The organism is Nostoc sp. DedQUE09, from assembly GCF_034530915.1.
Classification (GTDB): Bacteria; Cyanobacteriota; Cyanobacteriia; order Cyanobacteriales; family Nostocaceae; genus Nostoc.
In genome coordinates this window covers 24795-38204 of sequence record NZ_JAVRCE010000010.1, presented here as the reverse complement: position 1 = coordinate 38204, position 13410 = coordinate 24795, and the positions used below count along the sequence as shown (strand labels likewise).

At 44.6% G+C, this 13410-nt stretch carries 12 protein-coding genes; 5 read left to right on the top strand and 7 right to left on the bottom strand.

The genetic code is table 11. From position 1 onward, the window contains the following. Window positions 1–112: 112 nt before the first annotated feature. Window positions 113–2512: a glycoside hydrolase family 31 protein gene (locus RMY27_RS08855; RefSeq protein ID WP_322662316.1), complete on the bottom strand. Its 2400-nt coding sequence runs from the start codon at window positions 2510–2512 to the stop codon at window positions 113–115. 466 nt (window positions 2513–2978) lie between these two features. Between RMY27_RS08855 and rsgA the strand changes: the two genes are divergently transcribed. Next, complete coding sequence (gene rsgA, locus RMY27_RS08850; protein WP_322662315.1) at window positions 2979–4040, top strand: ribosome small subunit-dependent GTPase A; 1062 nt, start codon at window positions 2979–2981, stop codon at window positions 4038–4040. A gap of 11 nt (window positions 4041–4051) precedes the next feature. Here rsgA and RMY27_RS08845 read toward each other — a convergent pair whose 3' ends face one another. The 4 genes from RMY27_RS08845 to RMY27_RS08830 form a co-directional block, all read right to left on the bottom strand. Continuing rightward, on the bottom strand, window positions 4052–4366 hold the full coding sequence (locus RMY27_RS08845; protein WP_322662314.1) for a hypothetical protein: 315 nt from the start codon (window positions 4364–4366) through the stop codon (window positions 4052–4054). Between the two features lie 176 nt (window positions 4367–4542). Beyond that, on the bottom strand, window positions 4543–5319 hold the full coding sequence (locus RMY27_RS08840; RefSeq protein WP_322662475.1) for an SDR family oxidoreductase: 777 nt from the start codon (window positions 5317–5319) through the stop codon (window positions 4543–4545). A 103-nt stretch (window positions 5320–5422) separates the two neighbouring features. Continuing rightward, complete coding sequence (locus RMY27_RS08835) at window positions 5423–6259, bottom strand: SDR family NAD(P)-dependent oxidoreductase (protein WP_322662313.1); 837 nt, start codon at window positions 6257–6259, stop codon at window positions 5423–5425. 27 nt (window positions 6260–6286) lie between these two features. Next, the gene (locus RMY27_RS08830; protein WP_322662310.1) at window positions 6287–6709 is read right to left on the bottom strand and encodes a cupin domain-containing protein; all 423 of its coding nucleotides are present in this window, start codon (window positions 6707–6709) and stop codon (window positions 6287–6289) included. Window positions 6710–6867: 158 nt separating this feature from the next. Here RMY27_RS08830 and RMY27_RS08825 point away from each other — a divergent pair, with 158 nt between their 5' ends. From RMY27_RS08825 to nifH, 4 genes are all read left to right on the top strand, one after another. Continuing rightward, on the top strand, window positions 6868–7713 hold the full coding sequence (locus RMY27_RS08825; protein ID WP_322662308.1) for an AraC family transcriptional regulator: 846 nt from the start codon (window positions 6868–6870) through the stop codon (window positions 7711–7713). Then, on the top strand, window positions 7713–7874 hold the full coding sequence (locus RMY27_RS08820; RefSeq protein ID WP_322662306.1) for a helix-turn-helix domain-containing protein: 162 nt from the start codon (window positions 7713–7715) through the stop codon (window positions 7872–7874). The genes RMY27_RS08825 and RMY27_RS08820 overlap by 1 nt, the downstream gene beginning before the upstream one ends. Window positions 7875–8623: 749 nt before the next feature. Then, the gene (locus RMY27_RS08815) at window positions 8624–8872 is read left to right on the top strand and encodes a hypothetical protein (protein ID WP_322662305.1); all 249 of its coding nucleotides are present in this window, start codon (window positions 8624–8626) and stop codon (window positions 8870–8872) included. Window positions 8873–9111: 239 nt separating this feature from the next. Then, complete coding sequence (gene nifH / locus RMY27_RS08810; RefSeq protein WP_322662303.1) at window positions 9112–10005, top strand: nitrogenase iron protein; 894 nt, start codon at window positions 9112–9114, stop codon at window positions 10003–10005. Between the two features lie 284 nt (window positions 10006–10289). Here the strand turns inward: nifH and RMY27_RS08805 are convergent, their stop codons facing one another. Further along, complete coding sequence (locus RMY27_RS08805; protein WP_322662302.1) at window positions 10290–10586, bottom strand: hypothetical protein; 297 nt, start codon at window positions 10584–10586, stop codon at window positions 10290–10292. 222 nt (window positions 10587–10808) lie between these two features. Further along, complete coding sequence (locus RMY27_RS08800; RefSeq protein ID WP_322662300.1) at window positions 10809–12905, bottom strand: TonB-dependent receptor; 2097 nt, start codon at window positions 12903–12905, stop codon at window positions 10809–10811. Window positions 12906–13410 lie beyond the last annotated feature (505 nt).

The following is a 13410-nucleotide window of genomic DNA, read 5'->3' as shown; positions in this document are numbered from 1 at the left end:
TTGTATTGTAGATTACACTTTGGCTGATTTCTCATCTACCTCTATGCATATTTTTTTTGCATAATTTGAAGTAGGAAGTAATGGTGGCTCAAAAACCACCTTTGCGAGTATTTCAGAATTGCAGAGCATGTGGCTTACCATCATCTTGAAAGCGTTGCTCTCCAACACCTACAAGTTCTACAATCACTTCTCGCAGTGGAGGTGTCCACTTTCCAAGTCTTGCTGCAATTTCCACTACTGTTTGGCTTGCCTGAGTAAATACACGGATGTTAGTTATTGAGTAGTTATTATCTTGATACTTGCTGGTCTGTCCATCATCTTCAAATAACTGATATTCATTGTTACCAGCCCATATTCGTAACCGTAGCTCGTCGAGTCGCGATTCATCAACGTATTGGCTAACAGGTTGCATAGGAACGATCGCACCGCTACGGACATACAGTGGCATTCTTTCTAATGGTGCATGAGCAAGAATGTGAATTGGGCCTTCATAGCGATCGCCACTCCACCAATCATACCAAGTGCCAGCGGGTAAGTAGACAGCTCGATGCTCAACTCCAGGGCGGTAAATTGGTGCAGCCATCAGCGATGCACCTAGCAATACTTGATCGTAGAGGCTATAGGTTTTCGGATCGTTGGGGAAGTGGTATAATAATGGTCTTAAAATTGGTGCGCCCGTTGTTGCCGCTTCCCAGAAAAGACTATAAATATAGGGAAGTAATTGATAACGTAGATTAATGTATTCTCGACAGATATTTTCAACGCGATCGCCAAATACCCAAGGTTCATGACGAGCAGTAGACATTGCCGAGTGACCGCGCATCAATGGGTAAAGCATTCCTACCTGCATCCACCGAGCGAATAATTCAGCTGTGGCGTTACCAGCAAACCCGCCAATATCGCAACCCACAAACCCTACACCCGAAAGTCCCATATTACAAAGCATCGGCAGAGACATTTCTAAATGCTCCCACAACGATTGGTTATCTCCCATCCATACAGAAGACCAGCGTTGCACACCAGCATAACCCGATCGCGTTAACACAAAAGATCGCTGTGAACTTCGATGCCGTTTCAACCCTTCATAACAAGCTTTAGCCATCATCAACCCATACAAGTTATGCACTTCTGTATGAGTAGACGCAGGTAAATTCTCCCCTGCCCCTCTGCTCCCCAGCCCCTCTGCCCCTCTGCTCCCCAGCCCCTCTGCTCCCCTTCCCCCCTGCGGTGCATCTAGGGGAAACCAAATCTTTTCACCATCATCGCCGAAAGGGCGATCGTTTATGGCGGGTTCATTCATATCATTCCAAATTCCTGCCACACCAATATCAGTTAGGCTTTTGTGTAAATCAGCCCACCAGTTACTCACATCAGGACGTAAAAAATCAGGAAAAACAGCCTTCTCAGGCCAAACATAGCCGTGGAACAACGTACCATCAGCTTTACGTACAAAATAGTCGTTTTCTATCCCTTGGTCAAAAACGTGATAATTACCTTCTGGTTCATACTTCACGCCAGGATCAATAATTGTGACTGTTTTGAAACCATCCTCTGCTAAATCACTAATCAGTTTTGCCGCATTGGGGAAACGTTGAGGACTCCAAGTAAACACTCGATAGCCCCGCATATAATCAATATCCAAGTGAATAACATCGCAGGGAATGCGGCGTTGACGAAATTCCTTTGCTAATTCCCGCACAACGTTTTCTGATTCGTAACTCCAACGGCATTGATGATAACCTAGCGCCCATTTCGGCGGTAATGGCATTCTCCCAGTTAGCTGAGTGTAAGTCTCCAGGATTTGGGCTGGTTCAGGGCCGTAGATAATGTAATAATCCAATTCACCGCCACGAGTTTCCATCTTCCAAATACCTGGTTGTTCAGCACCGATATCGAACTGACTCCAAAAAGTGGTGTTGAAAAAGATGCCATAGCTTACCTGCGGACGCAAAGCCATAAAAAATGGAATTGCCTGGTACATTTCATCAGTCAGTGAATCATAATCTAAGGCATCCGTTGTCCAGTTAGTTTTTACTTCGCTGAGTTTATCCAGAAAGCCTGTACGTTCGCCAAAGCCATAGAAATGTTCATCGGCTGCAATTTCTTTCCACCCGGCAACTGCGCCCATCCGCCAACCCATCCCCATATCCGCATCTTGGGCGAAGGGACGATTAGCTTTGTCAAAACAGGCGATGCGACACTTTTCCCGCTGAACGCACACACGAATCTGTTCTGTTTCAATTTCTACCGTTGCTTCAGTTTCCCGTACTGCAAAAGGTGTTATTGCCCATTCTGTACCATCCAACGTTACTGCCCAAGAGCGACGAGGCATAAATTCCCCAGTTGGTGCGAAACGCACGCGGATTAAATTTGGAGTAAGTACGCTGATAGTCAGGCGTGAGTCGCCACAGTCAAAATTAACAATATTATTTTCCCAGCTTACAGCTTTTACATTGCTAACAGTTGTCCAAGCTTGGTTTGTGGTGGGTAATTTTCCGAAATATTGCGGCATATCAGTTATTTAGCAGGTAAACACTTATCCGCATTCATGATTACAGAGATACTCACCCTCAAACTCTTTCTTTCGCTAGAAGTTGCTGAAAAATGAGCAGATATTTTTTACCAAAATTGTTTTTATAATGTACAAATTTGTGCATTGGTCTTTCAATCCGCGATAAATATCAAAGTTAAAATTGCATAATTTAAACAATTTTCTGGAATAGGCTAATGTAGTAATGTAGATTATTTACTGTAGTACATAAGGAGGACGAACTATGACTGAATTACTAGCAGTCCGGGTTACTTTGACCATCTCAACTCAAAGAACGCAAGGCCCAGAGATTCTGTTCAGTCCTCTTTTCTACAGGAATGAAAACTAGAATTCACAGACATTCTGGTGCGGGGTGTTCTCCTGCATAGAAGTGTCTTCCTCTGTGGAACCTTGTGCAAAACAAGTAGCACACATCGAGGAAACATCAATGAATTTGGATTATTTAGGCTGGAGTGACTTTTTTGCTCGCAGCTTTGAACCCTATCGCTTACAAGGATTTAGCGTTGGTAGGGTTGCTATTGAATACAGAAATACTTACACCCTCTATAGCGAACAAGGGGAACTTTCAGCAGAAGTTTCAGGTAAATTGCGGCATCGTGCTTCTCAACCACAAGATTTTCCCGCCGTTGGAGATTGGGTTGCGATCAGTGTTAGAGAATCTGAAGGACGAGCCACTATCAACGAGATTTTACCCAGGAAAAGCAAATTTTCTCGCAAGACAGTAGGTAGTAAAACAGAAGAACAAATTGTTGCAGCAAATATTGATACAGTCTTCTTAGTCTCAGGGCTGGATGGCGATTTTAACCCAAGAAGAGTTGAGCGTTATCTGATTCTGGCTTGGGAAAGTGGTGCAAATCCAGTAATTGTGTTAAACAAAGCAGATTTGTGCAATTCTCTAGAAGAGTATTTAACCCAAGTAGAAACAGTTGCTTTGGGTGTACCAATTGTAGTTTTAAGTGCCACCAATCATCAAGGATTGGATGCCTTAAAACCTTACTTGCAACTAGGACAAACAGTTGCTTTGTTAGGGTCTTCTGGTGTTGGTAAATCCACCATCACTAACCAACTGCAAGGTGCATCTGTCCAAGTTGTGCAACCAGTACGGCAAGGTGATGACCGAGGTAGACACACAACAACTAATCGTGAGTTGATTTTGCTCTCTACTGGCGGATTAATTATTGATACTCCAGGAATGCGGGAAATCCAAATTTGGGCAGGTGACGAAGGTTTGCAAGAAACTTTTGCAGACATCGAAACCTTGGCGCAAGAATGCCATTTCCGCAATTGTCAGCACAATAACGAACCGGGTTGTGTCGTGCAGCAGGCTTTGGCTGAGGGAGAACTTGATTATTCTAGATTTCTTAGCTACCAAAAGTTACAAAAAGAACTCGACTACCTGACCCGCAAACAAGACCAGAGGGCGCAATTAGCTGAGAAAGAAAGATGGAAGAAGATTCATAAATCTATGCGAAATCATCACAAGCGCTAGTTGCACAAGTGTCAGTACCGAATGGCACTAAGAAAAGGTAAATTGTCGAGGCAGTAAGGGGGCAGAGGAGCAAACAAGAGGATGGAGAACTCTTTAGTAAAGTGCTTTGTTGCAAATTTCCCCTCTGCTCCTCTACAACCCTTATGCTGCCTACTATACGGCGCAATGGCGATCGCTGTTGCCATTGCAGACTCGCTGCCTACACACTCCAGTACCGACTCTGCACCGCCTTGGGTAATCTCTTGCACGGTTGCGATGCGCCAGGCGATCGCACTCAGCCTAACCAGCAGCTTTCTTCGGACTTGCCAATCAGTGGCTAAGGGCACTTTGAACTCCTGTGTTTGCATTACAAGATTGAAATTGTCTTAACGCTCAGGACTGGTATTGTTCGTCGCTGACCTGTTCTAGCCAGTCCCCGGTCTTGCCGTCGAGTACTTGCTAAGTAGCGATATCAGTCATCGCCGTTGGCGGTGAAGGTGGCAATTGTCGTGCGTTTCGAACATCACTGCACCGTTTGGCCGCCGTCGATGACCATAGCGTGTCCAACGACAAAGGCAGCCGCATCCGAGCAAAGCCAGACGACGGCCGCAGCGATCTCCTCAGGCTTGCCCATCCGTCCGATCGGCTCCTCCGCAATCACCTTCGCGCGCCCTTCGTCTGTGCCGCCGGTGAAGCGACCCATCATCGGGGTGTCGATGTAGCCGGGACAGACGGCGTTGACGCGGATGTTCTGCGCGGCGTAGTCGAGGGCCGCTGCCTTGGTCAGTCCAATCACGCCATGTTTCGCGGCGGTGTACGCGGGGCTGCCCTTGATGCCGATGATTCCCGCACCTGATGACGTGTTGACGATCGCGCCACGTCCTTGCTTGAGAATCAGCGGGATCTCGTGCTTCATGCACAGAAAAACGCCACGGAGGTTGATGTCGATAATCCGGTTCCACTCATCCTCCTCGTACTCTGCGGTTGGAGCCGCCTTCCTCGGCTCGATGCCCGCGTTGTTGAAGGCAAAGTCCAGCCGCCCGAAGGTCTCGATGGTCTTGTCCAGCGCGGCCTTCACGTCCTCAGCCCGTGTCACGTTGCATTTGACAGCAAACGCCCGCCCGCCGAGTTCTTCGATCAGGCGTGCCGTTTCTTGATTGCCCTGTTCTGAAACATCAGCAACCACCACGCTGGCACCCTCACGGGCAAACGCCAGCGCCGTAGCTCGACCGATACCGCTGGCTGCTCCGGTCACAAACGCAACCTTTCCTGTGTAGTTTCCATTCTCGTGCGTCACTATTTTTCTCCTTAAAACCTTTGTTTTGCAAGTAGGACTTTTCTGATACTGCAAATTTGTGAAGTGTTGCAGATCCGTAGATATGATGATGCTTCTTGCGCGATCACTAGAACGAACCGTCTGTTGATTTCGATAGTTCTTCATTGGCGCGCATCGCCTGTAACCGTTCCTCGACAGCCGGCGCGATCGCCGCGATCGCGTCGCTGCCGGCAATGAACAGCTTCGGCGGATTTTCCATTCCGGCGATTTTGACCAGAGCATCGCCCAACTTTGCCGGATCGCCCTGCTGTGTACCGTTGTAAACCGACCACGTTTCCTGGACATTGCCCTCGGCGGCATAGTCTTCGATGGCGTTGCTGGGCCATCTGACATTCTGGCTGTCCAGAAGATCCGTGCGGAAGAAGCCAGGTTCGACGACCGTCATCTTGATGCCGAACCCCTCGACCTCGACCGCGACCGACAGCGAGATGCCCTCGAGCGCGAACTTCGATGCGGCGTAGGCGGCACAGTGCTTAAACCCGACAACGCCAGCAACGGAGCTGATGTTGATGATGTGGCCCGATCGCTGCTGACGCATAACCGGCAGCACCGCGCGCATGACGTACACCACACCATAGAAGTTCGTAGCGAACTGGCGTTCGATCTCGGCTGTGGTCATCTCTTCAAAATTACCAAGCAGGCTGTAGCCCGCATTGTTAACCAAAACGTCGATACGACCGAACCGCTTTACCGCCTCCTCGACGGCTGTTTTCGCCTGTACCTCGTCCGCAACGTCCAACTGGACAAATGCCAGATTCTCGCTTGCAACGTCGCGCAAGGCATTACGCACTTTGTCAAGGTTTCGGCCGGTAGCGACTACACGATCGCCAGCCTGCAATGCCGCCTTAGCGGTTCCGGTGCCAATGCCGCTGCCAGCGCCTGTGATCAACCAGACTTTGTTCATAATTATTTTCCTTTGACTCGGACTTAATCAAACGCTATATTGTTCATCACTGACCTTTTCCAGCCAGTCCACGGGCTTGCCGTCGAGCCATTCCTGAATGGCAATGTGCGTCATGGCTGTGGTTGCTGTAGCACCGTGCCAATGCTTCTCACTCGGCGAGATCCAGATTGTGTCCCCCGGTCGAATTTGCTTGATCGCACCGCCCCAGCGTTGTACGAGACCACAGCCAGCTGTCACGATCAGGGTTTGTCCCAACGGGTGAGTGTGCCATGCTGTCCTAGCACCAGGCTCAAACGTGACACTAGCACCGGATGTGCGGGCTGGCTCGTGTGCCTCGAACAGAGGGTCAATGCGGACAGTGCCGATAAAATAATCAGCCGATCCTTTGGCGGAAGGCTGTGAGCCACTTCTTTTGATGTCCATTTTCTTAATTCCTTCACTTGATGCCATTTTGGTGGCTAGCAGGCAAGTCTCTTGCCAAATCAAAACTGAGTTTTCTCTTAAATAAAAATCCAGAATGCTTATAAGAAGCCGAAATCATTTTTCATTGCTTTAGCTTCATTCTAAGAATCTTGAAGAACAAGTAATAGGACGATCGTCTAAGATAGTTGTACAATTCTGCAAACTTAGAAATGAACGCTGCCAAAACGAGTGAAAAGCCCGATCGCGATTTAATGAACGATCCGCAGGCAAAACGCGAGGCAGACAGAGCGCAAGCCAACAGAGACGAACTCAAAGAGCGGATTGCCCAAGCGATTCCTCATGATGGGACGATTGAGCCGTTGAAAGGATTGCACTTCAACCGCGCCTCCTCGCCTTCGGAATGCATTCATAGTGTCTCTATCCCTGCCTTTTGTGCGATCGCTCAGGGCAGCAAAGAAGTTCTTTTGGGTAGCGATCGCTATCAGTACGACCCGATGCATTATCTGCTGGCTACGATCGAACTGCCAATTATCAGCCAAATTCTGGAAGCGTCCAAGGCGCAACCGTATTTTAGCCTTCGCCTCGATCTTGACCCTACCCTCGTTGGCTCAGTCATGGTCGAGGCAGGATATCCCTCATCGCGCAACCGTGCTGATGTGAAAGCGATCGACGTAAGTCCGTTGAATACAAATCTGTTGGACGCTGTGGTGCGGCTCGTCAGGCTTCTAGATTCCCCTGCTGAAGCTCATGTTCTCGCACCACTGATTAAGCGGGAAATTATTTACCGACTCTTGATGGGAGAGCAAGGTAATCGGCTCCGTCATATTGCAGTTCTGGGTGGCTACACTTACCACATCGCCAGAGCCGTCGAGCGACTTCGTAAAGATTTTAACGAGCCAATCAAGATTGAAAGCATGGCCCGAGAGCTGGGAATGAGTGTATCGGGTTTCCACCATCACTTCAAGTCTGTCACTGCCATGAGTCCCTTGCAGTACCAAAAGCAACTGCGCCTCAGGAGGCTCGCCGTCTGATGCTGGGGGAAAAGCTTGATGCTACCAGTGCTGCCTACCGCGTGGGTTATGACGATGCCTCGCACTTTAACCGGGAGTACAAGCGGCTTTTTGGTGCGCCACCGATGCGCGATGTGGAGCGGCTGCGAGAAGCTGCTAGGGAAACTGCTAATTCAATATGAATGATGACAAAATTTTTGACTGCAAAAATAAGAATTTCTGTTTTCTTTTTCAAACATTAGTTTTAAATACTTTTATCAAATTTCCAAAAGTATCTAACTGCACATATTGGCTATGATAAATAATTTCATTAACTAGCTAATAGCGAGGGTGTAACCTATGACTATTAAAGGTTCTAAGGATAATCTTCTATTAAATAGATAAATAATTTGAGATTCGGCAAATTAATTAGTGAGATGTATGTTATGGTTTTTATAGGAATCAAACAAGTGAAAACACAAAAAGACTTCAAGACAAGTTTGAGGCAAGCTCAAGAAAGTTTTTTTGCTCTGGTAAGTCCCCTTCAATTAGCTACATCTTTTTTTGACGAAAATCTAAAACTAGATTGAGTAGGATAGTAGCCTTTGTAACAACTTGAAGTCAATCAAAATTTATCTGGGTACGAGCCAATAAGAGTTGGCTAACCTAGCTAGAGCATTACCCGCTAAAGGCATTACTCTTGGAGTCTGGGAAGAAAGACTCTTAGTACAGCCTGACAATTCAATAGAAATACAGAATATTTACTAACTTCGTCTTGCGGGAGTAAACATTTTCAACCGCAAACAAAGTTGAAGCAGTTACTGACTTTTGGAACGAAAATTTCAAGCAGAATGGTGTAGTTCCATAATTTCTAGGAATTTAACCATACTGTCAAAAGTCACCAAGATATTATCTCAGCCAGAGTATCAGATGTTGCCTGTGCAGGTATTATATGACTGCACTGGTAGCTACCACTTTTAGGCTGGAATTTATCCTGCTGCATCAATCACGAAACGAGAAGCGCTATAGATTTTCTTGGATACTTGACATCAGCAAAATCAGAAAAGTTGTAGCGACCATTAGAGTGGATTGCAATTTGGTTGGTTGTGTGGTTCAAGGAACAAATCTGCGTTCATTTGAATTCCTGCTGCAACCACTCTTGAGGCTTGAGCAACCATTTGGGATTCGTTACAACAACTGATAATGCTGAAGTCATAGTTTCAAAGGCTTTGTTATTAGGAGATTAGATTTCTCTATCTCTTAAGCCATCGCTTCGTGGGTAAATATGTTCTGATTTTAACTGCTTTTGCCAGGGTGCGATGTCTAGCGACAAGTCGCTATGCGTCAACGCCAATAGGCTCTACTTCCCTACGACGCCAAGGGTAAACAACTACATCAAGCTTACGACTCATTAACTAAATCATTGTAGGAAACACAACCATGACTGACGAAAAGATTAGACAAATAGCTTTCTATGGTAAAGGCGGTATTGGGAAATCTACTACTTCTCAAAATACCTTAGCAGCAATGGCTGAAATGGGTCAGCGCGTCCTGATTGTCGGTTGCGACCCTAAAGCTGACTCTACCCGTTTGATGCTACACAGTAAAGCTCAAACAAGTGTTTTGCAATTGGCTGCTGAACGCGGTGCTGTAGAAGATATTGAACTTGAAGAAGTAATGCTGACCGGTTTCCGCGATGTACGTTGTGTTGAGTCTGGTGGTCCTGAACCTGGTGTAGGTTGCGCTGGTCGTGGTATTATCACCGCTATCAACTTCTTGGAAGAAAACGGTGCTTACAAAGATGTTGATTTTGTAAGTTACGACGTTTTGGGTGACGTTGTATGCGGTGGTTTCGCTATGCCTATCCGTGAAGGTAAGGCACAAGAAATCTACATCGTTACCTCTGGTGAAATGATGGCAATGTATGCAGCTAACAACATTGCTCGTGGTGTTCTCAAATATGCTCACACAGGCGGCGTGCGCTTAGGTGGTCTGATTTGTAACAGCCGTAACGTTGACCGGGAAATCGATTTAATCGAAACCTTGGCAAAACGTTTGAACACCCAAATGATTCACTACGTACCTCGTGACAACATTGTTCAACACGCAGAATTGCGCCGGATGACTGTTAACGAGTATGCACCTGACAGCAACCAAGCTAACGAATATCGGACATTAGGTACAAAGATCATCAACAACAAGAATCTGACTGTCCCCACACCTATCGAGATGGAAGAGTTAGAAGAATTGTTGATTGAATTCGGTATTCTTGAAAGCGACGAAAATACCGCAATGCTAGTTGGTAAGTCTGCTACTGAAGCACCCGTAAAGTAGTACCAATTAAATAATGGTTTAGGATGGGCAACAGCCCATCCTTCCTCCAATTTTTGCATTTCTTTGTTTGAATCCTTAATAGAAATATATAGCGATCGCTCGCACCTTGCAAGAAGCCGCTACGCATCTATGTAGAAGAGATGTTTCGAGATTTTAAAATCAGTGGTTACAAATTCTAAGATACAAATCTCTCTGGCAAGCAATCACTTTATATCTCTAATTTTAATCATTTTTAGCTAAAAACTGGTAAAGAATTTGTTAATAACAATGATAGCTATACATCCCTACTCCCAAGTGGAAACATCTCGTAGTAAATTAGGAATTTCTCCTTGAGATAAGGGAAACTCTAGCAAAGTTTCTCTAATACCCAAATAACCAGATTCTGCAAACGACAAAAGCATTCGCGAAAGCGCTAGCCAAACCTCTGGTTCGTATTCCCAATCACGATAACGTGAAGCTTGACCAGCAATTGAACGTAGTGCCCAAAAATAAGAGTTTCTTACCACCGAACCACCCTTCTTAAACTCTGGTAAATCTTCGCGGTGGATAAAAAGTATTTTATTTTCAATTCTGGCTCTCATAGCAATTTTAGATTTTAGATTTTAAATTAAAAATAAATTTTAATTAGGCTGATTATGGCTTTAGTTTAACGCACTATGTTGTACGGCGGAGCGTCGTATTGACCAAAAAATACTGTAAAACCTCACTTTCCCAACCTTATGGAAAAGTGAGGTTTTGCAAATCATGTGAAAAGACATAATAATGTAGAGACTTTGCAATGAGAAAATCTCTACATTGAATACCTAAAAACTGGCGCTTAAACCCACACGAAAAGTAAATCCAGGGCTATATATGCGATTAACTCGCTCATATTGCTCACCGAGTAGATTTTCTAAGTAAACTGTCAGCCCGAAATTGTTAGTTAGAGGTATACGACCACTCAAATCTAAATTTACGAAAGACGGTGCAAAATCTGTAGGCTTGTCAGTAGAGTTAACGAAGATGGATCTGCGAGCGCCACTATTGTAGGTAACATATAAGTTAGCTTGCCAACCTGAATTTTGATAACCTACACCAGTTTGCAGTACAGAGTAGGGAATCAAACCTAATTGTAAACCTTTCTCTGTCCCTGTTTTTATTTGGGAATCTGTATAAGTATAGTTGAGGAAAGTTGACCAGCCAGTAGCAATTTTTAATTGCAATGCAGCCTCTAAACCATTGGTATCTACTAGTCCAATGTTTGCCCATCTTCCGGCGATGACTCCCAAGCGATCGCCTATACTACTACCAAAGTAAGTAAACTGTCCAATCAGATTTTCCGAAAAATTAACATCTACTCCCGCAGTCCAAGTTGAGCCAATTTCTGGTCTTAAATCAGGATTAGGTGCCCAACCATGAACTGTATCATAAACATACAACTGATCTAACCCAGGATTGCGTTGTCCACCTGCCCAACTTCCACGCACTGCTACTATTGGTGTGACGGCATAACGTAAACCAACACTAGGGTTGAGATAATTTCCAAATTGGCTGTCAAAGCTTTGTCTTAGCCCTAAATCTATCAGAAAATTATCGCTAATATTCCAAGTATTGACAGCAAATAAAGCTGTATTGAACAAACTTCGATCTTCCTTTTCGTTTTCGGCAATCCTAGTAGGATCTGTACTCAAAACATCACCGATTAAGTCGGTGTTTTTCAAATCTAATCCCCAACGCAATTTATTATTGGCAGTAATTTTCCACTCATGATCGACTCTGGCTGTGAGTTGTTGTGTATCTAAAGACCCTCTACGATAAAATGATGCTCCTGTAGGGCCATAAGTGCTAAAATAATCTTGGTTATAACCAATTGAGGTTGTCAGGTTAGAGCTTTCGCCATTACCTAGCCGAGTTTTCCAAGATAAACCAACATTTAAACCATCGTGGTCTAATCTATCTCTTTGCAGAGGGAACCCAAAATAAATTAAGCCGCGACGACTGCTGAGTGCAGTAACATCTAAATTCAGAGAATTTTTCTGATCTAAATCTACTCCAATGCTACCAAAGTATGTACTTGTCGCTGTGTCTGCATTCGATAAAAATCCCTGTTCATCACGATTTGCTGCACCTACAGGGACGCGGTAACGGTTATCTGTAAAGAATCTTTCAAAGCTAAAGTTGTACTTGACCTTATCAGACGAACCACCATAAGTCACTTGTTGATTATTTAAATTTAATGAGCCGAATTCTGCACTAGCATCGAATTTAGGTTTGCCATAACCTTCTTTGGTAATGATATTGACAACTCCTCCAAAGGCTGAGGAACCAAATAAAGCGGAGGCTGTACCGCTATATAATTCCACTCGTTCAATTGCCTCTACAGGAATACTATTTAAATCAGTTCCACCATGATAAGTGTTGACATTGTTGTTAATCGGTCTACCATTAATCAAAAATACAGATTGATTAATTGAAGCTCCCCGGTAGTATGTACCTGTGTGAATATCTGCACCATGACCTACATCATTGATGGCAAAACCGGGCATTCTTTTCAAAATATCAGCTAAACTTGCAGCACCCTGCTTTTTAATTTCTTCCTTATCAATTACGTAAGTTGGAGTAGATTGAGGTAGGTTGTCTGGTTCTGCGATCGCTTCTATAGAAATATCTGCATCATCTGTAGAATCTGACTCTGTTTCTACCTGAGTTTCTTCTGGATTAACTTGAATCGGTACAGATTGTTGAGTTAATAATTCGGCATTAGTAACAGGTAGCTTAACTTCACTCAAACTCGGAATATCTGAAATAACTTCGGTTGATTTATTAGTATTTCTCTGCTCAATTTCACTCTCAACAGCATAACTAGGAGATGCTATCAGTAAAGGTAAAGCAACTGATAGCAACAAAAAATCCTTTTTCACGTTCTCTTTCACACCAAGTAAAAACAGTCACTACGTAGCATTGTTGCTGTAATAGTAAAATCGTGTCAAAAGACACGTTGTCATATTTCTACAGACCGGATGAGACTATTTGTCAATTTACTATGTGTTAAACTCTAGAGCGATCGCATTTAAAGAAGCTAGAAGGGGATTTGACCCCAGATGATTTGAAGCTATGTAAAGAGCCGTCCCTTGCGGGAAGCTGGGGCAACAGTGAGGGTTTCAAACCCTTGCTTTTTAGCGTTAGCGCATCCTAACGCAGGCATCGCTTTACTCAAACAGATTGCGCGGCGTGTCGCAGACAGCGCAGTTTTTCTTCAGTCTGTTGCCCTCTACATTAATTTTTCCAACTTAAGGAATAGAGATTTTATTACTAATGATAGAGCAAGTAATATTATTTAGTAAGTTAAATTTTAATGTGACTGATTTTAAAGAATTATTAGTAACTCTTAGATTTTAACTAATTATTCAAAAAAGTCAAAGTCAA